The organism is Massilia sp. ZL223 (genome assembly GCF_018119395.1).
In the GTDB taxonomy this organism is placed as follows: domain Bacteria; phylum Pseudomonadota; class Gammaproteobacteria; order Burkholderiales; family Burkholderiaceae_D; genus Telluria.
In genome coordinates this window covers 32,832-54,674 of the sequence record NZ_JAGPWD010000040.1, presented here as the reverse complement: position 1 = coordinate 54,674, position 21,843 = coordinate 32,832, and the positions used below count along the sequence as shown (strand labels likewise).

The window sequence follows — 21,843 nt, the reverse complement described above, 5'->3', positions numbered from 1 at the left end:
GCCTCTTTGGTCCCGTTTTTTTATGCGTTGCCGGCTGCGGTGCGGACTTAGGTCCCCCTCGGCCGGAATCCAAGTTCGCAGAGCAGTGAGAACAGAAACGCCAGCTACATCTGCCTGAACAACTCCACATAATTCCTGCTCACCACCAGCTGCTCCTCCCGCCCCTTGAGCCGCACCAGCAACCTCCCGCGAAAATCCGTCCTCGTCCCGGCCACATGCTTCGCCGCGACAATGACCCCGCGATGAATCTGCCAGAACCGCTGCGGATCGAGCTGCTCCTTTAACTTGCTGAGCGGCGTCCGGATCAAGCTCTCCCCATCCGCCAGGAACACGCTGGTGTACTTGTCGTTGCTCTGAAAGTAAATCACCTCGTCGATGGAAATCAGCCGCGTCTCCTGCCCATGCGCCGCCCGGATCCACTGCAAAGGCGCGGGCGTCCCGACGCCGATCTGGCGCAGCAGCGCCTGCAGCGCATCCGCCGCCGGAACCGGCGTAGGCAGGGCCTGCTTGAGCCGATCCACCGTCCGCTGCAGCCGCTCCAGCCCGATCGGCTTGAGCAGGTAATCGAAGGCCGCATGCTCGAATGCCTGCAAGGTGTAATGCTCATACGCCGTCGTGAAAACCACCCTCGGCGGCTTCGGCCCAGTGCACAGGCGGGCCGCCAGCTCGATCCCGGTCAGCCCCGGCATCTGGATGTCGAGGAACACCACGTCCGGCGCCAGTTCGTCGATCAGTTCCAGGGCCTGTATGCCGTTGGCGGCGCGCGTGACGCGCAGCTCCGGCCAGGCTATGGCCAGTTGGGAAGCGAGGTAGTCGAGCAGATGCGGTTCGTCGTCTGCGATCAGGGCGCGGGGATGGTCGATGATGTCACCGTCGGAGAAGGGAGCAGCAGGCGCGCGGTCACGCCGCCCTCCGGGTTTTCAATCAGCTGGACCTGGCCGCCGAGCTGGCGCAGCCGCTCCCGCAGGTTCGCCAGCCCCAAGCCGCCGCCGGGACGCGGCGGCGCCAAGCGCAGTCCGAGGCCGCTGTCGGCCACTTCGACGCACAGCATGCCGCCGTCCAGGCGCGCACGGATGACGATCTCGCCGCCGTCCAGCTTGGGCTCGATGCCGTGCATGATCGCGTTCTCCACCAGCGGCTGCAGCAGCATCGGCGTCATCGGCAGGGCGCGCACCGAAGGCTCGGCCTCGATCCGCCAGCGCAGGCGCCCGGCCATGCGCACGTCCAGCACGTCGAGGTAGGCACCGGCCAAGTCGAGTTCACTGCCCACGGTCGCATGCTCGGCGCGGCTGGCCGCCAGGCTGGCGCGCAGGTAGTCGATGAAGCGCTCCAGCATGCGGCGCGCCTGCGCCGGCTGGCTGTCGATCAGGCTGACTACGTTGGCCAGGGTGTTGTAGAGGAAGTGCGGTTCGATCTGCGCCTGCAGCGCGCGCAGGCGCGCCTCGGCCACCAAGCGGCCGGCGGCGGCGATCTGTTCCTGCTGCCGCGCCATCTCGGCCGCGCGCCGCATGCGCCGTTCGCCAGCGGACAGCACCATGACCATCAATGCCGCCGTGATCAGGGCGAAGGCCAGCAGGAAGGTCAGGGTGTCGGTGTACTGGAAAAAGCGCAGCGGGCTCCTGCCGACGACCAGCGCATTGCCGAAGGGGATGCCGATCACGCTGGCCAGCGCGATCGCCAGCACCTGGGCTGCACGGAAGCGCCACAGCTTATCGCGCGGGAAGTTACGTTCGAGGAGCTCCAGCATCCCGTGGATCATGAAGCCGATCAGGTTGCTGATGACCAGGGTGGCGAACAGCAGCCGCGCGAAGGACATGCCCGAGCGGCCCATCAGTTTCTGCAGCACGGTCAGCACGAGCGCGAGCGCGCTGCTCCAGATCGCCGTATAGAGCAGGTTGCGCAGGAGCGAAGGCGGCCAGCGCCGGAACAGCGGAATCAGTTCCAGCGGATGGTGGCCGCGCTCGCGGGCCAGGTTGGCGGCGGCAGGTTCTTGGGTAGTGATCATGCGGACAAGAAATTACCATGAAAGCAGTGCGGCGTGCGATAGGGCAGCCTCGCCAGCGCCAGCGGCCCGGCGCTGACCCGCGCCGCATCGAACACGGTCAGCACGCCCACGCCTTTGCGCAGGTCCTGCGCCACGCCGACCAGGTAGCCGTCGGTTTCGGAGCGTGCATGACGGCGCGGGACCAGGACGTGCTCTTCCACCTGCCAGCCGGCGCCGAAGCGGTAGCTGTCCACCGTGCCCGTGTCCGTGTCCACCAGGTTGACGCTCGACAGCACGGCCTCGCCGCCGTCGCCGAGCAGGACCAGGCGGCGGTGGCGGCTGCCGACCACCTGCGGCGCCACGCGCGGGAATTCACTGGGCCCGAACAGGCGGCTGGTGCGCGCCTGGCCGGCCGCATAGTCGAGGCAGACCTGCACCGCTTCGCTACGGGACTGCAGGCTGGCGGGGCGCTCGCCGGCCATCAGGCCGCCCAGCTCGGCCAGCACGTCGCCCGCATGCAGCACCACGTCGAAGCGGGTGCAGGCGCCGTCTTCCCAGGCGTTCCCGAAGTGGAACACCATCTGCGGCGGCAGCTCGAACACCTTGCGCACGGTTAAGCTGTCTTTCGACACCACGACCACGCGCAGCGGACGGGCCGAGGGACCGTCGCCGGCCCAGCGGTGGCGCTCGGCGAAGCTCATGCTGTTGCCGGGCTGCAGATCGTAGGGCGGCACCAGGAAGATCAGGTGGCTCGCGCTGACAGCGAAGTCGTGCACCATGGCTTGCCGGGGCACCTCGATCACGCCCGTGCGCAAGACCTGGCCGTCGCTTCCGATCTGGTACAGGGCAATGCGGCCCGAGCCGGGCAGGGCGCCGAAGTTCCACATGCCGCCCTGGGGATCCAGCTTGGGATGGGCCGAGAAGGGCATCGCGCGCAAGTCATCGCGCCAGGTCTTGAGGCCCACCGTGGCCAGGGTGTCCGGATCGACTTCGGTGGCCGACCCGCCTTCCCACAGCGCGTACACGCGGCCATTGAAGGGCAGCAGGTTGGTATTGGCGGCGTTCAGGGTGTCGTTGTCGCGAAAGCCCCGGCGCGCCAAGTGGGTGCCGAACGAGGGGTAGAGGAACTGCCCAGCCTGGGTTTCATCGAGGTAGCGGCAGGTTTCGACGAAGCGGCCCCGGTGGCTCACGCGGCCGCCGGCGATGGTCCAGCGCTGGGCGAAGCCGTCGCCATCGAACCAGTGTTGGTAACGCTCGCCGCCGAGTTCGAAGCGGCCAGGGCCGTTACGGTAAAAGCTGCCCTGCAGGTCGGCGGGAAGCCGTCCGCTGATCACCGCCTGGCCGGCCTGGCTGCCGACCGTGTCGGCATACACGGCCAAAGCCGGCTGGCGGGCGAGGGCGGCGTGAAAGCGGCGGTAGGTTTCCGCATCGGCGCGGGCGGCGCCCGTGAGCGCCAGGGCGGCCAGGCCGAGTCCGGATTCGAGAAAGCGGCGGCGGTTCATGGCCTTAGCGCAGCGAAATGGTGGTGGCCGTGCCGGCGGCGGGAATGGCGAACTTCACCTGCTCGAAGGATGGCGGGCCCATCTTGCCGAGGGCATTGTTGCTGAAGGCATAGTCCTCGGTCGGGATACCGACCAGGTTGCGGTCCATCTTGCCGTTGCCGTTGGCGTCATGGAACAGGCTGAAGCCGAACTCTCCTTCCGGCACGTCCTTGATCAGCACATTCACCGTACCGGCGCTGGCCGGCACGCGCGCTACCTTGGCAGGGCGTTTCAGGAAGCTGTCGGCGGAATCGAAGAGCGCCACCATGATGCTGCCTTCGGAGGATTTGACGTCGTCGATGCGGATCGCCAGGTCGCCGGCCTGGGCGGCGGCGGACATCAGGAAGAGACTGCAGCAGGCAGCGGTGCGGATGAGGGTCATTGGTGTCTCCATTCGTTGGTTGATGGAGGCACTGTAGCGGCCCGGATGCGCGCGTGCGGGGGCGTGCGACGAGCCGGGGCCCGGACGGCGCGAGTTGCAGCTTAACGGCGCGAAATGTCATGACCCAAGCGTGCGCCGGTTGCCGCCGGCTGGCGAATCGTTATGATGGCGGCATGAGGCGGCAATTCCTTTGCCGCGGTCGCGTCTGGCTCAGGAGGCTGACATGGACGAACACGGCAATGAATACATCGGCACGGTCTTCGTGCTGCCCGAATCCCGCTGCTTCGAACTCAAGACCACGATCCGCGGCGAACCCGGGACCGTGCACGGCACCATTTCCCAGCAGTTGGCGGCCCGTTTCGAAGATCACGGGCAGGACGCCATCGATCCGCGCCAGGTGGCGCTGCGCCCGAGGAGGGTGGAGGTGGTGACCCGCGAGATCCACGAGCGGCACCGGGCGTCACGCACGGTGCATTGCTTGACGCGGGTGTATGACATGGAGGATTTGGGGTCGGCGACGCCGGTGCCGGTGGCGACGGTTTGAAGTTAGTGGTTTGCGTAGTTCAACCAGCGCCTGCAGAAACAAGCAGACGAAAAAAAACCGCCCAGTAAATACTGGACGGTTTTTTGCGACCCTACGCCTGCTCAGCCGAAGCTGACGAAGCGCTGCGGAATATCGATTGCCCCCGACTGCGCAGCAGCCGCGTAGGCACGCATTTCGGCAACGACGGCTTCGAGCTGTTCATTGCCGGGATTTTCGATAAAGCACTTCATGCGTTCTTGCAGCGACGCCTGCTGGTCACGCCATTCGTAACGGGAAGACTTACTCATGCTGCCTCCTCGCGGTGCGCCGCTGTTGTGTTGTTAGTATTCATGACATCCTCCTGTAAAGGCCTTCAGGGTCTCACACAAGGCAGAGGCGGGTCGGTGCGATGACGCACAATCTTGCCTTATGGACTCTTGAGAATACTACGATAAAACAGTTCCATGCGCTGACTCAGCAGGCGCTGCGCTTCCTCGCCACAGGGTTCCTGTTCAGGGAACAGGAAGCGGCCGATCGGATCGCCGCTGATGCAGCCGATCAGGTAGGCCGGCAGCAGCTCGTAGGGCAGGCCTTCGCGTAATTGCGCGCGCACCTCTAGCCGGGAAAAATAACGGTCCAGCATCTCGCGCGTCAGGCGCGGCCCGGCGTCGTAGAAGGCTTCCGCCAGTTCCGGATTGCTGGCCGATTCCGCGATCACCACGCGCTGCAGGGCCACGGCTTCCGGCTCGCACAGCAGCACGGAAAACACACGGGCGAAGTCGTCCAGCACCTCGCGTATGGGACGCGTGTCGTCTTCCATGCTGCCGGCAGGGAAGAAGCGCTCGCGTCGCGAAGCCAGCGCGGCCTTGAGCAGGCCCGCCTTGCCGCCGAATTTCACGTAGATGGTGCGCACCGCCACCCGCGCCTCGCGCGCGATCGCCTCCAGGCTCACCTTGGTATAGCCATGCTTGAGGAACAGGCCGGCTGCGGCCTGGATCAGTTCCTGGGTACGTGCTTCCACCTCCGACGCTTTCGGCCGGCCGGCTGATTTGACGCCGCAGGTGTGAGGGGACATCGGTTTGCTCATGAAGCGGACTTTAGAGGAAACTCTAATGAAATGCAACCGTTTCATTTCTTGACTTCCGGCGCGGAGTGGAAAATAATGCGCATAACCCATTTCATTTCTTCGGAGTACTCCATGGCAGAAGCGCACACCCCGGCCGAGCACAAGCCAGCCGCAGCCGCATCCAACCCCGCCGCACCCGTCCCGCCGTCGGCCCCTGCCAAGGCGCCGCCGAACAAGCGCGTGCTGACCGTGGTCGGGCTGATCGCGCTGGCGGCCCTCGGGGCGGGTGGACGCATGTGGTACAAGAGCCAGCACTTCGTGGAGACCGAGAACGCCTACGTCACCGGCCGCGTGCACCCGGTGTCGGCACGCGTGGCCGGCGTGGTCACCCGCGTGCTGGTGGACGATAACCAGATGGTCAAGGCGGGCGACGTGATCGCCGAGCTGGATCCGGCCGACCACGCCGTGCGCGTCGAGCAGATCGAAGCCCAGATCGCCAGCGTGCAGCAGCAGATCGAACAAGCCGGCGCGCAAGTCGCGCAGGTGCGCGCCCAGGCGGCCGCGGCCGGCGCCCAGGTCAAGCAGGCCGAGGCCCAGCTGGTGCGTGCGCGCCAGGATGCCGAGCGCTTCGGCCAGCTGTACAACGAGACCATGAAGGCGGTTTCGAAGGCCGAGGTGGACGCCTCCAGCGCCGCCCGCGCCGGCGCGGTGGCCGACGTGGCCGCGCGCCGCGAGAGCGCCAGCGCGGCCCAGGCCCAGGTGGCCTCCGCCGATGCCGCGCGCGACGTGCTCAAGGCCCAGGTCAAGGTGCTGGAAGCCCAGCTCAAGGACGCGCGCCAGCAGATGGCCTACAACCGCATCGTGGCCCCGGTGGCGGGCCGCGTCGGCAAGCGCAGCATCGAAGTGGGCGCGCGCGTGCAGCCGGGCCAGCAGCTGCTGGCCGTGGTCGAGGACAATGTCTGGGTCGTCGCCAACTTCAAGGAAACCCAGCTGGCCGGCCTGGAGCCGGGCCAGCAGGTACACCTGGAAGTCGATGCGCTGCCGGGCAAGGAACTGGTCGGCCGCGTGGACAGCTTCTCGCCGGCCTCGGGCAACCAGTTCGCGCTGCTGCCGGCCGATAACGCGACCGGCAACTTCACCAAGGTCGTGCAGCGCGTGCCGGTCAAGATCACCCTCGATCCGCAGGACATGAAGAAGTACGCCGGCCGCCTGGTGCCGGGCATGTCGGTGGTGGCCGAGGTCGAACTGGGCCAGAAGGCCGCACACACCCAAACCGCCTCCGCGGCGCACTAAGGAAGCGCCATGACTTCCCTGAGCAAGCCCGCGACCGCGGGCGGCGCTCCCGCCACGCCTTACTCGCCGCCGGTCGGCGCGCGCGTCGACGCCCGCACCTGGGTCGCGGTCGCCGCCGGGATGCTGGGCGCCTTCATGGCGGTGCTCGACATCCAGATCACCAACTCCTCGCTGCGCGACATCCTCGGCACCTTGTCGGCCACGCAGGAGGAGGGTTCCTGGATCTCGACCGCCTACCTGTGCGCCGAGATCGTCGTGATCCCGATGACCGCGCTGCTCACGCGCGCCTTCGGCGTGCGCAACTACATGATGGGCACGACCGCCTTGTTCCTGCTGTTCTCGACCCTGTGCGGGGCGGCCTGGAACCTCGAGAGCATGATCGTGTTCCGCATGCTGCAGGGCTTCACCGGCGGCGCCCTGATCCCGATGGCGATGACCCTCGTGATCACCCGCCTGCCCGCCAACAAGCGCGCGGTCGGCATGGCGATCTTCGGCCTGACCGCGACCCTGGCGCCGGCCATGGGGCCGACCCTGGGCGGCTACCTGTCCGAGCTGTACGGCTGGCCCTCGATCTTCTACATCAACTGGGTGCCGGGCGTGCTCCTGATCGCCGGCCTGATGTATGGCCTGGACAAGGAAAAAGCGAACCTCAGGACCCTGGTCAACGCCGACTGGCTCGGCATCGGCCTGATGGCGATGGGCCTGGCCTGCCTGACCATCTTCCTGGAAGAGGGCAACTCGAAGGACTGGTTCGAGTCCGAGTTCATCGTGACCTTCGCCGCGCTGTCCTTGACCGGCATCCTGGGCTGGGTGGCGGTGAGCTTCTCGCGTCCCGATCCTTTCGTGAACCTGGCCCTGTACGGGCAGCGCAACTTCCTGGTCGCGACCACGCTGTCGGCCGTGACCGGCATGGGCCTGTACGGCTCCTCGTTCCTGCTGCCGCTCTACCTGGGCCAGATCGCCGGCTATACGCCGATGCAGATCGGCGAAGTGATCGCCTGGGTCGGCCTGCCGCAGCTGTTCGTGATGCCTTTCGCGGCGGCGCTGTCCTCCAAGGTCGACAACCGCATCCTGTGCTCCTTCGGCCTGCTGCTGTTCGGCGGCTCCTGCCTGATGAACGCCTTCATGGACGCGAGCACCGGCTACGACCAGCTGATGCTGACCCAGATCGTGCGCGCCATCGGCCAGCCCTTCGTGATGCTGACCCTGTCGAACTTCGCCATGTCAGGCCTGCCGCCGCGCGACATGCCTTCGGCCTCGAGCCTGTTCAACATGACCCGCAACCTGGGCGGCTCGATCGGCATCGCGCTGCTGGCCACCTCGCTGACCAACCGCGAGCACTTCCACTCGGCGCGCCTGGGCGAGGCGGTGTCGAACTACGCGCCGGCGACCCAGCAGCGCCTGGAACAGCTGACCCAGGGCTTCATCGCCAACGGCATGGACCCGGCCACCGCCGCCAGCCAGGCGCTCGCCGTGATCGACCGCATCGTGCGGCGCGAATCCTATGTGATGGCCTACAACGACGGCTTCCTGATCATCGGCCTGGTGCTGATCGGCTGCATCGCGGCGATCTGGATGGCCGACAAGGTCAAGTCGCCGGGCGGCGCCTCGGGTGCACATTGAATACGAAAGCAGAGAACATGAAGAAGCCATTCGCACTTACCATGATCGCCGCCTCGCTGCTGCTGGCAGGCTGCACCACTGTCGGTCCCGACTTCAAGGCCCCGGCCGCGCCAGGCGACGCGGCCTTCCGCCACGCGGCAGCCGGCGGCGACAGCGCGCGCCTGCCCGCCAGCTGGTGGACCGTGTTCGGCGACGCCACGCTCGACAGCCTGGAGCAGCGCGCCCTGCGCGACAACCCGGGCGTGCAGGCCGCCGCGCAGCGCCTGCTGCAGGCCCAGGCCCAGCTGGGCGTGGTGCGCGTCGGACAGGCGCCCACGGTCGCCGTCGGCGCCGGCATCTCGAACTCGCGCACCTCGTCCGAGACTTCGCAGGGCATCGCGCTCGGCCGCCGTTCGATCGAGGGCAACAACTTCAGCGTCGGCGCTTCGCTGTCGTATGAGCTGGACCTGTGGGGCCGCGTGCGCCGCGTGGTCGAAGCGGCCGACGCGCAGGCGCTGGCGGCCCAGGATGACCGTGACGGCGTGATCCTGCTGCTGTCGAGCCAGGTGGCGTCCTCGTACTGGCAGCTGCGCGGCCTGGACACCGAGCTGGCGATCCTGCGCGGCGCGCTGGACACCCGGCGCGAGGCCCAGGAACTGGTCGAGGCGCGCTTCAAGGCCGGCCTGTCGAACGAGCTGGATGTCTCGCGCGCCCGCATCGAACGCGCCAACGCCGAGGCCGACCTGCACGAAGTGCAGCGCCAGCGCAACCTGGTCGAACACGCGCTGGCCACCCTGGTCGGCGCCTCGCCGAGCGCGCCGCTCATGCAGGCGTCAAACGCCGCGCTGCCGCAGCCGCCAGGCATCCCGGTCGGCCTGCCGGCCAGCCTGGTGGGCCAGCGCCCGGACCTGGCGGCCAGCGTGGCCCAGCTGCGCGCGGCCAATGCCCAGGTGGGCGTGGCGGAAGGCGCCTTCTATCCCTCGCTGTCGCTGACCGGTAACTTCGGTTTCGCTTCCGAGCACCTGCGCGACCTGGCCAGCGGCGGCGCGCGCCAGTTCTCGGCCGGTCCGCTGGCGCTGTCGCTGCCGATCTTCGACGCGGGCCGCAACCGCTCCAACCTGGCGCTGTCCAAGGCGCGCTACGAGGAAGCGGTGGCCAGCCACCAGGGCAAGCTGCTCACGGCGCTGCGCGAAGTCGAGGATGCGCTGTCGGACGTGGAGCAGCGCCAGAAGCAGGGCGAGGTCCAGGCCCAGTCGCAGCAGGCGGCCAGCCGCGCGCTGCTGGTGGCGCAGGCGCGCTATGAGCGCGGCGTGTCGACCTACCTGGACGTGACCGACGCCCAGCGCAGCGCGCTGGCGGCGGACCGGGCTGCCGCGCAGATCCGCACCCAGCGCCTGCTGGCCACCGTGGCCGTGGCGCGCGCCATCGGGGGCGGCTGGGAGCAGGGGCCCGCGCTGGCGACCGTCCGCTAGAGCATAGGCCGGTTGAACGCGTCGGCGGGTTTCCCGCCGCCGCGTTCAACCATCTTATGCATACCTGATAATTCATCTTTCCTTATCCCTTGCGGTTTACAATGGTCCGGTTGCCAACACAACCATAAGAGACCATGAAGAATCTCCTCGCACCACTCGTGCTCGCCGCAGCCGTCGGCGCCGCCTTCAACGCCCAGGCTCAACAGGCCACGGGCCCGGCCACCGCGGAACAACTGCAGGCCATGAGCAAGCGCTTCGCCCCGGCCGAGCTGCGCGCCGACGTATCGAAGCTGTCCAAGGGCGACCGCGTCGCCATCGCCAAGCTGATCGATGCCGCCAAGATCGTCGACACCCTCCAGCTGCGCCAGCGCTGGGCCGGCAACGAGGCCCTGCACGCCGCGCTGCGCAAGGACACGACGCCGCTGGGCCGCGCGCGCCTGGAAGCCTTCTGGCTCAACAAGGGCCCGTGGTCGGGCCTGGACGACAACCGCTCCTTCATGCCGGCCGAGTACGCGGGCATCAAGATCCCGGCCAAGAAGCCGGAAGGCGCCAACTTCTATCCGGAAGGGGCCACCAAGGCCGCCCTCGAAAGCTGGATGAATGGACTGAATGCCGAGGACAAGCAGCAGGCCCAGTGGTTCTTCACCGTGATCCGCAGCGACAGGGACGGCGGTTTCCGCACCGTGAAGTATTCGGACGAATACCGTCCGGAGCTGGAACTGCTGGCCAAGCTGCTGCGCGAAGCGGCCGCCGCCACCGACAACGCCTCGCTCAAGAAATTCCTGACCTTGCGCGCCGACGCCTTCCTGTCGAACGACTACCTGGCGTCGGATTTCGCCTGGATGGACCTGGATTCGCCGGTCGACGTCACCATCGGGCCCTACGAGACCTATAACGACGAGCTGTTCGGCTACAAGGCCGCCTTCGAAGCCTATGTCAGCATCCGCGATCCGCAGGAAACGGCCAAGCTGAACTTCTTCGGCAAGCACCTGCAGGAGCTGGAAGACAACCTCCCGCTCGACAAGCGCTACCGCAATCCGAAGGTGGGCGCGATCGCGCCGATGGTGGTGGTGAACGAGGTCTATGGCGCGGGCGACGGCAACATGGGCGTGCAGACCGCCGCCTACAACCTGCCCAACGACGAGCGCGTGATCCGCGAGCGCGGCTCCAAGCGCGTGATGCTCAAGAACGTACAGCAGGCCAAGTTCAGATCGACCCTGACCCCGATCAGCAAGCAGGTATTGCGGGCGCAGGACCAGAAGGACCTGGATTTCGAATCCTTCTTCACCCACATCCTGGCCCACGAGATCATGCACGGCCTGGGACCGCACCACACGAAGAAGGACGGCAAGGACTCGACCCCGCGCCAGGACCTGAAGGACACCTACTCGACCATCGAGGAAGCCAAGGCCGACATCACCGGCCTGTGGGCGCTGGGCTACATGATGGACAAGGGCCTGCTGAAAGACACCCTGGGGCAGGGCGAGGCGGCCGAGCGCAAGCTGTACAACACCTTCCTGGCCTCCGCCTTCCGCACCCTGCACTTCGGCCTGACCTCCTCGCACGCGCGCGGCATGGCGATCCAGATGAACTACCTGCTCGACAAGGGCGCCTTCGTCGCCCACCCGGACGGCACCTTCTCGGTCGACTTCAAGAAGATTAAGGCCGCCGTGGCCGACCTGGACCGCGACTTCCTGACCATCGAGGCGACCGGCGACTATGCCGCGGCCCGCCAGATGATGGACAAGTACGTCGTGATCCGTCCGGAAGTGCGCAAGGCGCTCGACAAGCTCAAGTCGGTGCCGAACGACATCCGACCGGCCTTCGTGACAGCGGCGGGCTTGACGAAAAAGTAAAGCGCGCAGCACCTGGTGGACGCCGCGCTGTGGCGCGGTGTCCACAAGCGCTCGGGCGATTGGCGTCATTACAACGCTTGTGCCGTTAAAGTGGGTAAAAGCGGAAGGGCTGTCTAATAATGAAACGACAGCCATGCTATATTCGTTTCCGTTGCTTTACGGAAAAGCGGCGAACGCTCCCCGCATTCTCGCCGCATAGCGAACCATGATTCCCACGACCCCGACCATTGGCGCCCGGCTGAGACTCAGCTACGGCGTGGTCTTCCTATTGATGATCTGCCTGAGCGCGCTGGCCATGATGCGCATGGGCGAGGTCAGGAAGGACCTCGACCGCATCGAGGACAACAAGATCAAGCTGCGTTATGCGGCCGAGATGCGCGTCAGCGTGCACGACCGCGCCACCGCGCTGCGCGACGTGGTCCTGGCGGCCGACCCCGCCGCGGCCACCGCCCCGATCAGCCAGATCAAGCTGCTCGACGACAGCTATGCCCGTTCGGCCGAACCGCTGGACACGCTGTTCAAGGAATTGAAGGGCGTCCTGCCCGAGGAGAAGGAAGCCCTCGCCGCGATCAGGGCGCAGGAGCACCGCGCCAAGACTCTGATGAATCGCGTGATCGAACTGCATGCCGCCGGCGAGGCCGCCGAGGCCAGCCTCCTGCTGTCGCAGCAGGCCGCGCCGGCTCTGGTGGACTGGCTGGCGACCGTGAAGCGCTTCATCGAGCTCGAGGACAAGCTCAACGAAGAAGCGGCGCTGAATGCGCGCCGCACGGCCGGTGGCTTCTCCGGCTGGCTGGCGCAACTGTGCGTCATCGCCATCGCCGCCGCCGCGTTCAGCGCCTGGTTCGTGGGACGCGGCCTCGGCAAGCCGGCTGCGCAGCCGGAGGAACCCGCCGCCGAACCCGCGGCGCCGATATCGGACAAGGCCGCCGAGTTGATCGGCGTTATCGACGGCATCGCTTTCCAGGCGCATATCCTGGCCCTCAACGCCGCGGTCGAGGCCGCCAAGACGGCCGAGCAGGGCGGAGAGTGCGCGATGGCGGTTGCGGACGTGCGCGACCTGGCCCGGCGTTCGGCGACGGCCGCGCGCGACATCCGCACGCTGGTCGGCCGCTCACCCGGTCAGACGCCGGCCGAGCCGGTCGGGGAAGTCGAAGCATAGGATGCGAATACAAGGGCTGCCACGGCAGCCCTTTCTATTTGCGCCTCGGCGTTGCATCCTGTCCTCGTTTTATTGCCGTCTTAGCCATCCCCAAATATTTTCTTTAAAGCAGGCCTTGATCCAGGGCTAGAATTGCCGATAGGCATTTCATCAATCCTGGGAGCATCATCATGTTCAAGCCCCTGCCGTCGGTGGCCATCCTTGCGGCAACTCTCGCCGCTCATCTCCCGCTTCACGCCGCTGACCTGACGGCGCAGGAAACGCGCTGGCTGCGCGCCGCGGCCCCGGTGCTGGGCTACTCGAAGCAGCTGAAACTGCCCGTCGACATCATTGTCCAGCCGAAGGCCAAGGCGGGCGACGTGCCGCTGGCCATGGGCTTCGCCAACGGCCGCTGCAAGCTGGTGCTGTCGATGCGCGGCAACCCGGACGCGGAAAACGTGCTGGCCGGCGTGCCCGAAGCCGACCAGGAACTCCTGATCGAAGCCATGGCCGCGCACGAGCTGGCGCATTGCTGGCGCTACGCCGAAGGGGCCTGGCATGCGCTGCCGGCCGGCTTCGTCGAAGTGGGCGAAGAGACGGCCCAGGACGCCGAGCTGCTGGCCGCCTCCAAGGCCATGCGCGAGACCCGGCGCGAGGAAGGGTTCGCCGACCTCGTGGCCCTGGCCTGGATCCAGCGCAGCCATCCGCAGGACTATGCGCGCGTGCACGGCTGGCTGGCGAAGGTGCGCGGCAATGTGGCCGTGCCGGGCAGCGGCCACGACACCCGCGTCTGGGTCAAGCTGGCGGAAAACGGGACGCGCTTCGGCACCTCCGCCACGCCTTTCGAAGCGGCAAACCTCATGTGGCGCGAAGGCTTGCTGCGCGACGAGTAAGCGCCTGCCGCCGAGTTTCCCGGCCAGCGTTCGCTGTCGCACAGAGCTCTCCCATGTGGAGGAGTGTAATGACACTTCCATAACAACCCTCGGGAGACCCACAGTGAAAACCATGATCGCTTCCCTGGTCGCGGCCCTTGCCGGCGCCAGCTTCGCCGCCGCTCCGGCCTTCGCGGCCGACACCACGGCCTACGACAAGATGGTCGACAAGGCCAAGACCGACTACCGCGCCGCCAGCAAGAAATGCGGTTCCCTGAAGGACAACGCGCGCGATGTCTGCCGCGAAGAAGCCAAGCTGGCGCGCGCCCGCGCCGAACTCGACGCCGCCACCAAGCACAACACCGACCGCGTGAAGGCGGCGCGCCGCGGCGTGATCAATGCCGAGCACGAAGTATCCGAAGAGAAATGCGAAGTGCTGCGTGGCGAAGCCCAGGACGATTGCGAAGACAAGGCCGACGACGTGCGCGACAAGGCACTGTCGGCACTGGTCGACTGAGTGACCGAGGCAGTGAACTAATCAGGCGTTGCGTCCATCGGACGCTGGCCGCCGTGTTTCAGCGGCCAGCGTTCGGTGTCGCACAGATGCTACTTATGGTGGAGCGTTTAATGACGCTATCACAACAACTGAATGGTAGGGACCCCTCATGAAAACCCTCATCGCTTCCCTGATCGCGACCAGCTTCGCCGTCGCCCCGGCATTTGCCGCAGACACCACGGCCTATGACAAGGCAGCCTCCAAGGCCCAGGCCGACTTCCGCACCGCCAGCAACAAATGCGACGCCCTGAGCGGCAACAAGCGCGACGTCTGCCGCGAAGAAGCCAAGCTCAAGCGCGCCCGCGCCGAGCTCGACGCCGCCACCAAGCACGACAAGGACCGCATGAGCGCGGCCCGCCGCAACGTGATCCAGGCCGAGCACGAAGTGGCTGAAGAGAAATGTGAAGTGCTCCAGGGCGAGGCCCAGGACGATTGCGAAGACAAGGCCGACGACGTGCGCGACAAGGCCCTGGCCAAGCTGGGCGACGGCGACATGCGCGCTGTCGGCGCCAGCGCCGCCGGCCAGACCGCCACCAGCGACGACCGCGCAGCCGCCAAGGCCATCGAGCGTTGCGAAAAGATGACCGGCGACGACAAGACCGCCTGCGTCATGGATAACAAGGGCAACATGACCGCCGGCGCAGCCGCCGGTGCCGGCGCCACCCTCGGCGAGCGCACCCGCGAAGCCCTGCACAACGTCAAGGAAAAAACCAAGGACGCCTTCACGCGCGCCGATGACAAGGCCGAGAACGCGGCAGACCGTGCCGGCCGCGCCACCTCGGACGCCGCCATCACCAGCAAGGTCAAGGCCAGCCTGGTGGCCGAGAAGGACCTGAGCGGCATGGACATCAATGTCGACACCGAGAAGGGCGTGGTGATGCTGAGCGGCTTCGTCGAATCGAAAGCCGAGGCCGACAAGGCCGTGCGCGTCGCCAAGGGCGTCGATGGCGTGAGCAAGGTGAAGAGCACCCTCAAGGTGAAGTAATCCTTCGCTCGATGCCGGGCCCGCATGCTTTGCATGCGGGCTTTGTCTTTTTAACAGTTGTGGATCGCTCGCCACAGCGCGGCGGCAGGAGAGGGAAAGGCAGGGCCCCGGCCGCAAGAGTTGGTCACACAGCAAGGTATAATTCGGCGCGTGAATAAACTCGAAGCCTTCGGATACATCGCGGCGCAGGCCGTACGCGGTGAGATCTCGTTCCCCACCAGCGTCAATGCCGTGCTGCGACTGCAGCTCGCCCTCGACGATCCCGATTGCCATGTGGAAGAGGCGATCCGCCTCGTGCTGTCCGAACCGCAGCTGGCCGCGCGCACCGTCGCCATGGCCAACACGGCCGCGTTCGGCGGCAACAGCGGCGTGCCGGTGACCAATGTGCGCGCCGCCGTGACCCGCATCGGCTACCGCCGCCTGCAGGCCCTGGTGGCGAGCCTGGTGGTGCGCCAGTTCGGCAGCCGCATCAAGGATCGCAGCCTGCGCGCCAAGGCCGGACAGCTGTGGGAGCACACGGCCCATGTCGCCGCGCTCGCCTATGCGCTGGCGCGCAAGGTCACCTACGTGAATCCGGACACCGCCATGTTCGCCGGCATCGTGCATGAAGTGGGCGGCTTCTACCTGCTCTCGCGCGCCGACGAATTCCCAGGCCTGCTCGACGACGATGTCGAGAACTGGGGCGAGCTGTGCGAAGACGTGGTCAGCGCCGAAGTGATGAAGAAGCTCAACATTCCCAGCCCGGTGGCCGAGGCCATCGCCGACATGCGCGGCGGCTGGCTCAACATGCCGCCCGGCAGCCTGCTCGACACCCTGTTGCTGGCCAATCAGTACGCGCCGGTGCAATCCCCCCTCGGCAACAAGCCATCGCCGCTGCCGACCCATGCCGAAAGCGCCATCGACTTCGTGCTCGACGAAGACACCCTGCGCCAGATCCAGGACGAGGCTGCCGAGATGGCGTCGGCGATGGGCGACGCCGTCCTCGTCTGATCAGTCCCGTTTGCCGATTCAGGCCGGCTGCAGTGCGCGGCGCCGGCCCAGCATGAGCAGCGACAGGCCGACACCGGCCAGCGCCAGCGCCGCCGCGACCCACTGCGGCGAGGAATACGAATAGCCCAGGGTCAGCGGAATGCCGCCCAGGAAGGCCCCGGTGGCATTGCCGATATTGAAACCCGACTGGCCCAGCGAGGAGCCGAGCATCTCGGCTTCGCGCGAATGGTCGATCAGGAGCATCTGGATCGGCGGACCGAGCGCCAGCGCGTTGGCGCCGGTGGCGAAGGCCAGCACCAGCATCATCGGCTGCGAATCCGCCAGCAAGCCATTGCACAGCAGCAGGGCCGTCATCGACACCAGCAGGATCAGGATCGCGGGCAGCGGATGGAAGCGGTCGGCCAGGCGGCCGCCCACCAGCACGCCGGCCGTCATGCCGACCCCGACCACGGTCATGATCATCGGGATGGTGGCCGGCTGGAACCGGGTGACGTCGGTGAGCAGGGGCGTGATGTAGCTGAACCAGGCGAAGAAGCCGCCGGTGCCGATCGCGGTGATGCCGAGCGCCAGCCACAGGCCGCCGCTGCGGAAGATGCGCAGGTCCTGGATGAAGCCGGCGCGCTGCTTGGCCTCGATGTGCGGCACCAGCTGGCGCAGGCTGACGACGGTCGCGCAGCCGATGGCGGCCACGATCAGGAACACCAGGCGCCAGTCGACCGTGTGGCCGAGCCAGGTGCCGATCGGCACGCCGATCACGTTGGCCACCGTCAGCCCCGCGAACATGGTGGCCATGGCCGCCGCCACCTTGCCCTCGTCGGCCAGGCGGCTTGCCACCACGGCGCCCACGCCGAAGAAGGCGCCGTGCGGCAGGCCGGCGAGGAAGCGCGACACCATCATCACGTGAAAGTTCGGCGCGAAGGCCGACATGGCGTTGAAGACGGTGAACATCAGCATGAACCACACCAGCACGGTACGCGGCGGACGGTTGGCGAACAGGCTGACCAGGGTAGGCGCGCCGACCACCACGCCCAATGCATAGGCGGTGATCAGGTAGCCGGCCTGGGGAATGGTGATGCCGAGGCCGGTGGCGATATCGGGCAGGATGCCCATCATGACGAATTCCGTCATGCCGATGCCGAAGCCGCCCAGTGCGAGCGGGATGAGACTTTTCTTGATCACGATTGTTCTTCTTGACGAGGGCTGGTTGGACACGGCCGGTCGATGCGCGCCGGCTGTGGGACCGGCCACTATACCGGCCAGCCCGGGCCGCGTCCGCTTTCGAGTCGTGATGACGGGTATAGCGAGGGCTTATTCGGCATCTTCGCGCGGCCAGCCGATGCGGCCGTGGCCGGCGTCGTCCAGGCGCGTGCGCAGTGCCGGGGCGGTGCCGGCGGGCAGGCTGAAGGCGAAGCTCACTTCGTCGCCGTGCAGGACTTCGTCGAGGCTGGCGCCGGCGGCGTCGAGTTCGCGCCGCACCAGGCCTTCGAGGGCGTAAGGCGCCGTGCAGCGCAGGTGGGCGAGCTTGATGATGGGAACTTTCTGCGCCTGCAGCAGGGCCTGGGCCACGCTGTCGGTGTAGGCGCGCACCAGTCCTCCGGCGCCCAGTTTGACGCCGCCGAAGTAGCGCACCACGGTGGCCAGCACGCCTTCCAGGTCCTGGTGGCGCAGCACGTCGAGCATGGGCCGGCCGGCGGTGCCGCTCGGTTCGCCGTCGTCGACCGCCGCCGACTGGCCGCCCGCCAGCAGAGCCCAGCACACGTGGGCGGCGCCCGGATGCTCGGCGCGCAGCGCCGCCACGATCTGCTGGGCGCCGGCCCGGTCCGCCATCGGCTGCACGCAGGCGATGAAGCGGCTTTTCTTGATGATCAGTTCGTGGTGAACGGCGCTGGCGATGGTCTGGGCCATGAAGTGCGGACGTGGAAACAACAACGCCAACCCGAAGGCTGGCGTTGTTGTTGAATCTTTGGTAGGCCGTGCTGGGCTCGAACCAGCGACCAACGGATTAAAAGTCCGCTGCTCTACCAACTGAGCTAACGACCCGAAGAAGCCAAGATTATAGCGGCGCCCTTGCGAATTTTCAAGAACTTCCTGCAAGACCGAGAAAAACTCAGGTTTCGACGTGTTTGTCCTCTTCCTGCGCCTGGTGCATCGCTTCGGGTTCTAGCTTTTCCGCTTCGACATTCAGGCGCACGAACAGGCCCCAGCTTGCGAGCAGGAGGGCTGCGGCGGCGCCGATCGACGCAACATGCGGCAGCAGTTCGGGTTTGGTGTGCGCGAACTGGAACACGCCGACCAGGCATTCGACCCCGAGCGACACCACCACCACGACCAGGAAACGCGACAGAAAGCGGCGCAGGCGGGTCGGCGAACTGACGTGGACTTCGCGCTGCACCTCTTCCTCCAGGACAGTCTGGCCCAGTTCGAAGGCGGCGACCGCGATGGTCAGCAGGCCCACGCATTCCAGGATGAGCTGGAAGCGCGCCTGCACCGACGCGTGGCTGTCGCCGAACAGGGCCGACCAGATTTCAATGGAAGCGAGGACGATCAGGGAAAAGCCGCAAACAAAAAAGAGCAGGGCGACGAGGATGTAGCCGGCGGAGCCTATTTTTTGCAGGTATTTCATCGGACACCTCGCTGCGAGCATTGCGGGAACTGTAGCACTGCCCGCACTATCTCTTCTGTTCGGCAAGGCACGTCGCGCGCAGGAGCGCGATGAGGCGGCGCACCGGATTGCTCCGGCAATCCGCCGAGGCGATTAGAAAGCAAAAAGCCCACAAACCGTAGTTGTGGGCTTTCTGTGTATTCGTGGTAGGCCGTGCTGGGCTCGAACCAGCGACCAACGGATTAAAAGTCCGCTGCTCTACCAACTGAGCTAACGACCCGAAAGAGGCAGCATTATAGCCGGCGATTCCGGATTGCGCTAGAGGCAAGTGAGCATTCGTTCACGACAGCGCCGACGTAACCTTCAACACCTCGTCCGCCGTGGTCACCCCTTCGACCACTTTCATGGCTCCCGCGATGCGCAGCGGCTTCATGCCATCCGCGATGCTCTGCCGGCGCAGCGCCTGCATGTCGCCCGACTCCCGCACCAGCTTGCCGAAGCCCTCGCTCACGCTCAAGAGTTCGTAAATACCTGTCCGCCCCCGATACCCGGTCTGCCGGCATTCCGGACAGCCGATCGGCCGATATACGGTCGCCGGCTTGGCGATATCCCAGTTCCCCGCAATGCTTTGCCATACCTCGTCGCTCAACTCGCCAGTCGGCGACTTGCACGAAGGGCAGAGCATCCGCACCAGCCGCTGCGCCATCACGCCGATCAGGGTCGCCTCCAGCAGATAGTCCGGCACCCCCAGCTCCAGCAGGCGCACCACGGCCGCCGGCGCATCGTTGGTATGCAAGGTCGAAAACACCAGGTGCCCCGTCAGCGCCGCCTGGATCGCCATCTCGGCCGTTTCCAGATCGCGAATCTCGCCCACCATGATGATGTCCGGATCCTGGCGCATCAGCGCACGCACACCGTCCGCGAAGGACAGATCGATCCCGGGCTGGATCTGCATCTGGTTGAACGACGCCTCCACCATCTCGATCGGATCCTCGACGGTGCAGACATTCACTTCATTCGTCGCCAGCGCCTTCAAGGTCGTGTACAAGGTCGTGGTCTTGCCCGACCCGGTCGGCCCGGTCACGAGGATGATCCCGTGCGGCTTGCCGGTCAGCGCATCCCAGCGCCGCGCATCCTCGGGCGGGAAACCCAGCTCCGGCAAGGTCTTCACCACAACTTCCGGATCGAAGATACGCATCACCAGCTTTTCGCCAAACGCAGTCGGCATGGTCGACAGGCGCAGCTCCACTTCCTGTCCGCCGTTGGTGCGGGTCTTGATGCGCCCGTCCTGCGGCCGCCGTTTTTCGATGACGTCCATGCGTCCCAGCAGCTTGATGCGCGCCGTCATGGCGATCATCACCACCGCCGGCACCTGGTAGACCTGGTGCAGCACGCCGTCGATGCGGAAGCGGATCACGGCGAACTCGCGCTTCGGCTCCAGGTGGATGTCCGATGCGCGCTGCTCGAAGGCATAGCTCCACAGCCAGTCGACGATGTTGACGATGTGCTGGTCATTGGCGTCGACCTGCTTGTTCGACTTGCCCAGTTCGACCAGCTGCTCGAAGTTGTTGCGCATGGCCAGGTCCTGGCCGGTGCTGCGGTTGGCGTCGCGGATCGACTTGGCCAGGCTGAAGAACTGCGAGATGTACTGCGCGATATCGAGCGGATTGGCCAGCACCAGCTCGATCTTGCGGCGCGAGACCTTGGCGATCTCCGCTTCCCATTCGGTAGCTCCGGGGTCGGCCGTCGCCACCACCAGCGAGGTCGCCGTCATCTCCACCGGCAGGATATTGAAGCGGGCCGCGTAGCTGGCCGACATCACGTCCGCCACCTTGGTGAAATCGATCTTGAGCGGATCGATGCGGATGAAGGGCAGGCCGACCTTGGTCGCGCACCATTCGGTCAGCACGTCCAGCGTGAGCAGGCGGTGCGGCGGCTGGTTCGACAGCAGTTTGCACTGGGCGACTGCCGTCAGCGGATGCATCGAGCCTGCGGCGCTCTTGAGAATTCCCTGCGCCTGGGCGAAGCGCGCCTTCACCTCTTCCTTGCTGACGATGCCGTCCGCCAGCATCCAGGAAAAGATCGATTGCAGGTCGAGCTTGCGCAGGCTGGGCGGCTTGTTGGCGGCGGCGTTCATGATGGGAGGATGTTCAGCTTGCGGCCAGGATGCCCTTGACCCAGGACTTGGCCGGCAGCTTGGTAGCAGCATTGACCTGTGCGGCGCGCGCGTTCAAGGCGTCCTTGTCGATCTCGGGGCGGGTGTTGAAGCACAGCGCCACCACATTGCCATCGTGGACTTCCGGCAGGCAGATCACGTGCTCGAATGCGAACTTCATGGCTTTGATGTTCTTGGCGAAGCTGGGGTGGTCGCCGAACAGGTTGACCGTCATGACGCCGTGCGGCGCCAGGCATTCCGAGCAAGCCTGGTAGAACTCGGGCGTGTCGAGCACCGGGCCGCGCGCGGTGGCGTCGTACAGGTCGCACTGCAGCACGTCGAAGGCGCCATGGTTGGCGGAATCCTCGACGAAGTCGAGCGCATCCATCTCCAGCACCTGCAGGCGTTCGTCCTCGGGCGGCAGCTTGAACATCGAAGCACAGATGCCGATCACCGACGCGTTCAGCTCGACCGCCGTCACGCTCGCTTCAGGGAACTGGCGATAGCAGAACTTGGTAAGGGTCGCCGCCCCCAGGCCCAGCTGGGCAATGGCCTGCGGGGCGTCGATGAACAGCATCCAGGCCATCATCTGCTGCGCGTATTCGAGCTCGGGCCAGTCCGGCTTGCGGATGCGCATGGCGCCTTGCACCCATTCGGTGCCGAAGTGGAGATAGCGGACACCGTCCTGTTCGGACAGCGTGACGGGCGCGAACTTGGGCTTGCGCGCGGGACGGCGCGACGATTCGGCCTGTTCGATGGATTTGCGTTTGATGAGCATAGGGCAGCCTGATGGAATCGCCCTATTATCGGTGGATGGGTTCCCGCA

Annotated in this window: 21 protein-coding genes and 2 tRNA genes; 10 read left to right on the top strand and 13 right to left on the bottom strand. The window is 66.3% G+C overall.

Annotated features, from left to right (window positions below):
• Positions 1–104: 104 nt before the first annotated feature.
• From KBW95_RS20635 to KBW95_RS20620, 4 genes are read right to left on the bottom strand one after another with little or no spacing between them, the layout of a single operon-like run.
• Positions 105–821 (bottom strand): LytTR family DNA-binding domain-containing protein, encoded by a 717-nt coding sequence (locus KBW95_RS20635; protein ID WP_229429916.1) that lies wholly within the window; start codon positions 819–821, stop codon positions 105–107.
• A gap of 20 nt (positions 822–841) precedes the next feature.
• Positions 842–2,005, bottom strand: a complete 1,164-nt coding sequence (locus tag KBW95_RS20630; protein ID WP_211527115.1) for a sensor histidine kinase — start codon at positions 2,003–2,005, stop codon at positions 842–844.
• Positions 2,002–3,486: a carotenoid oxygenase family protein gene (locus KBW95_RS20625; RefSeq protein ID WP_211527114.1), complete on the bottom strand. Its 1,485-nt coding sequence runs from the start codon at positions 3,484–3,486 to the stop codon at positions 2,002–2,004. Before KBW95_RS20625 ends, KBW95_RS20630 begins: the two co-directional genes overlap by 4 nt.
• A 4-nt stretch (positions 3,487–3,490) precedes the next feature.
• Positions 3,491–3,907: a DUF2141 domain-containing protein gene (locus KBW95_RS20620; RefSeq protein WP_211527113.1), complete on the bottom strand. Its 417-nt coding sequence runs from the start codon at positions 3,905–3,907 to the stop codon at positions 3,491–3,493.
• Between the two features lie 223 nt (positions 3,908–4,130).
• On the opposite strand from KBW95_RS20620, the gene KBW95_RS20615 reads away from it, so the two are divergent.
• The gene (locus tag KBW95_RS20615) at positions 4,131–4,451 is read left to right on the top strand and encodes a hypothetical protein (RefSeq protein WP_211529200.1); all 321 of its coding nucleotides are present in this window, start codon (positions 4,131–4,133) and stop codon (positions 4,449–4,451) included.
• A gap of 101 nt (positions 4,452–4,552) precedes the next feature.
• On the opposite strand, the gene KBW95_RS20610 is transcribed toward KBW95_RS20615, so the two are convergent.
• Positions 4,553–4,738, bottom strand: coding sequence for a hypothetical protein (locus tag KBW95_RS20610; protein WP_211527111.1), 186 nt, complete (start codon positions 4,736–4,738; stop codon positions 4,553–4,555).
• 119 nt (positions 4,739–4,857) lie between these two features.
• Positions 4,858–5,451 carry a TetR/AcrR family transcriptional regulator gene (locus tag KBW95_RS20605; RefSeq protein ID WP_373888835.1) on the bottom strand — a complete coding sequence of 198 codons (594 nt, stop codon included), beginning with the start codon at positions 5,449–5,451 and terminating at the stop codon, positions 4,858–4,860.
• Between the two features lie 177 nt (positions 5,452–5,628).
• On the opposite strand from KBW95_RS20605, the gene KBW95_RS20600 reads away from it, so the two are divergent.
• From KBW95_RS20600 to KBW95_RS20560, 9 genes are all read left to right on the top strand, one after another.
• The gene (locus KBW95_RS20600; protein WP_211527109.1) at positions 5,629–6,789 is read left to right on the top strand and encodes an HlyD family secretion protein; all 1,161 of its coding nucleotides are present in this window, start codon (positions 5,629–5,631) and stop codon (positions 6,787–6,789) included.
• A gap of 9 nt (positions 6,790–6,798) precedes the next feature.
• Positions 6,799–8,412 (top strand): DHA2 family efflux MFS transporter permease subunit, encoded by a 1,614-nt coding sequence (locus tag KBW95_RS20595; RefSeq protein ID WP_211529199.1) that lies wholly within the window; start codon positions 6,799–6,801, stop codon positions 8,410–8,412.
• Positions 8,413–8,429: 17 nt separating this feature from the next.
• Complete coding sequence (locus KBW95_RS20590; RefSeq protein ID WP_211529198.1) at positions 8,430–9,863, top strand: efflux transporter outer membrane subunit; 1,434 nt, start codon at positions 8,430–8,432, stop codon at positions 9,861–9,863.
• A gap of 134 nt (positions 9,864–9,997) precedes the next feature.
• Entirely contained in the window at positions 9,998–11,719 is a 1,722-nt protein-coding gene (locus tag KBW95_RS20585) for a hypothetical protein (protein ID WP_211523920.1), read from the top strand.
• A 205-nt stretch (positions 11,720–11,924) separates the two neighbouring features.
• A complete protein-coding gene (locus tag KBW95_RS24830; protein WP_307727672.1) occupies positions 11,925–12,878 on the top strand; it encodes a methyl-accepting chemotaxis protein in 954 nt (317 codons plus the stop codon).
• Between the two features lie 170 nt (positions 12,879–13,048).
• Positions 13,049–13,750 (top strand): NUDIX hydrolase, encoded by a 702-nt coding sequence (locus tag KBW95_RS20575; protein ID WP_211523919.1) that lies wholly within the window; start codon positions 13,049–13,051, stop codon positions 13,748–13,750.
• A gap of 103 nt (positions 13,751–13,853) precedes the next feature.
• The gene (locus KBW95_RS20570; RefSeq protein ID WP_211523918.1) at positions 13,854–14,246 is read left to right on the top strand and encodes a cell envelope biogenesis protein TolA; all 393 of its coding nucleotides are present in this window, start codon (positions 13,854–13,856) and stop codon (positions 14,244–14,246) included.
• 148 nt (positions 14,247–14,394) lie between these two features.
• The gene (locus tag KBW95_RS20565; protein ID WP_211523917.1) at positions 14,395–15,270 is read left to right on the top strand and encodes a BON domain-containing protein; all 876 of its coding nucleotides are present in this window, start codon (positions 14,395–14,397) and stop codon (positions 15,268–15,270) included.
• A 150-nt stretch (positions 15,271–15,420) separates the two neighbouring features.
• Positions 15,421–16,260, top strand: a complete 840-nt coding sequence (locus tag KBW95_RS20560) for an HDOD domain-containing protein (RefSeq protein ID WP_211523916.1) — start codon at positions 15,421–15,423, stop codon at positions 16,258–16,260.
• An 18-nt stretch (positions 16,261–16,278) separates the two neighbouring features.
• Here the strand turns inward: KBW95_RS20560 and KBW95_RS20555 are convergent, their stop codons facing one another.
• From KBW95_RS20555 to KBW95_RS20525, 7 genes are all read right to left on the bottom strand, one after another.
• The gene (locus KBW95_RS20555; protein WP_211529197.1) at positions 16,279–17,439 is read right to left on the bottom strand and encodes an MFS transporter; all 1,161 of its coding nucleotides are present in this window, start codon (positions 17,437–17,439) and stop codon (positions 16,279–16,281) included.
• 129 nt (positions 17,440–17,568) lie between these two features.
• Positions 17,569–18,165, bottom strand: a complete 597-nt coding sequence (locus KBW95_RS20550; protein ID WP_211523914.1) for a YigZ family protein — start codon at positions 18,163–18,165, stop codon at positions 17,569–17,571.
• Positions 18,166–18,224: 59 nt separating this feature from the next.
• Positions 18,225–18,300: transfer RNA gene (locus KBW95_RS20545), tRNA-Lys, on the bottom strand.
• Positions 18,301–18,367: 67 nt separating this feature from the next.
• Positions 18,368–18,883 carry a hypothetical protein gene (locus KBW95_RS20540; protein WP_229429912.1) on the bottom strand — a complete coding sequence of 172 codons (516 nt, stop codon included), beginning with the start codon at positions 18,881–18,883 and terminating at the stop codon, positions 18,368–18,370.
• Positions 18,884–19,066: 183 nt separating this feature from the next.
• Positions 19,067–19,142, bottom strand: a tRNA-Lys gene (locus KBW95_RS20535).
• Positions 19,143–19,202: 60 nt separating this feature from the next.
• Positions 19,203–20,999 (bottom strand): GspE/PulE family protein, encoded by a 1,797-nt coding sequence (locus KBW95_RS20530; protein ID WP_211529196.1) that lies wholly within the window; start codon positions 20,997–20,999, stop codon positions 19,203–19,205.
• 13 nt (positions 21,000–21,012) lie between these two features.
• Positions 21,013–21,795 carry a spermidine synthase gene (locus KBW95_RS20525; RefSeq protein WP_211523911.1) on the bottom strand — a complete coding sequence of 261 codons (783 nt, stop codon included), beginning with the start codon at positions 21,793–21,795 and terminating at the stop codon, positions 21,013–21,015.
• Between the last annotated feature and the right edge of the window lie 48 nt (positions 21,796–21,843).

What these genes read in the sequence shown, in the direction of transcription:
- KBW95_RS20625 (WP_211527114.1), bottom strand. Translation starts at nt 3,486, where the DNA reads ATGAACCGCCGCCGCTTTCTCGAATCCGGACTCGGCCTGGCCGCCCTG.
- KBW95_RS20590 (WP_211529198.1), top strand. Translation starts at nt 8,430, where the DNA reads ATGAAGAAGCCATTCGCACTTACCATGATCGCCGCCTCGCTGCTGCTG.
- KBW95_RS20610 (WP_211527111.1), bottom strand. Translation starts at nt 4,738, where the DNA reads ATGAGTAAGTCTTCCCGTTACGAATGGCGTGACCAGCAGGCGTCGCTG.
- KBW95_RS20565 (WP_211523917.1), top strand. Translation starts at nt 14,395, where the DNA reads ATGAAAACCCTCATCGCTTCCCTGATCGCGACCAGCTTCGCCGTCGCC.
- KBW95_RS20585 (WP_211523920.1), top strand. Translation starts at nt 9,998, where the DNA reads ATGAAGAATCTCCTCGCACCACTCGTGCTCGCCGCAGCCGTCGGCGCC.
- KBW95_RS20630 (WP_211527115.1), bottom strand. Translation starts at nt 2,005, where the DNA reads ATGATCACTACCCAAGAACCTGCCGCCGCCAACCTGGCCCGCGAGCGC.
- KBW95_RS24830 (WP_307727672.1), top strand. Translation starts at nt 11,925, where the DNA reads ATGATTCCCACGACCCCGACCATTGGCGCCCGGCTGAGACTCAGCTAC.
- KBW95_RS20600 (WP_211527109.1), top strand. Translation starts at nt 5,629, where the DNA reads ATGGCAGAAGCGCACACCCCGGCCGAGCACAAGCCAGCCGCAGCCGCA.
- KBW95_RS20615 (WP_211529200.1), top strand. Translation starts at nt 4,131, where the DNA reads ATGGACGAACACGGCAATGAATACATCGGCACGGTCTTCGTGCTGCCC.
- KBW95_RS20620 (WP_211527113.1), bottom strand. Translation starts at nt 3,907, where the DNA reads ATGACCCTCATCCGCACCGCTGCCTGCTGCAGTCTCTTCCTGATGTCC.
- KBW95_RS20595 (WP_211529199.1), top strand. Translation starts at nt 6,799, where the DNA reads ATGACTTCCCTGAGCAAGCCCGCGACCGCGGGCGGCGCTCCCGCCACG.
- KBW95_RS20575 (WP_211523919.1), top strand. Translation starts at nt 13,049, where the DNA reads ATGTTCAAGCCCCTGCCGTCGGTGGCCATCCTTGCGGCAACTCTCGCC.
- KBW95_RS20540 (WP_229429912.1), bottom strand. Translation starts at nt 18,883, where the DNA reads ATGAAATACCTGCAAAAAATAGGCTCCGCCGGCTACATCCTCGTCGCC.
- KBW95_RS20525 (WP_211523911.1), bottom strand. Translation starts at nt 21,795, where the DNA reads ATGCTCATCAAACGCAAATCCATCGAACAGGCCGAATCGTCGCGCCGT.
- KBW95_RS20550 (WP_211523914.1), bottom strand. Translation starts at nt 18,165, where the DNA reads ATGGCCCAGACCATCGCCAGCGCCGTTCACCACGAACTGATCATCAAG.
- KBW95_RS20530 (WP_211529196.1), bottom strand. Translation starts at nt 20,999, where the DNA reads ATGAACGCCGCCGCCAACAAGCCGCCCAGCCTGCGCAAGCTCGACCTG.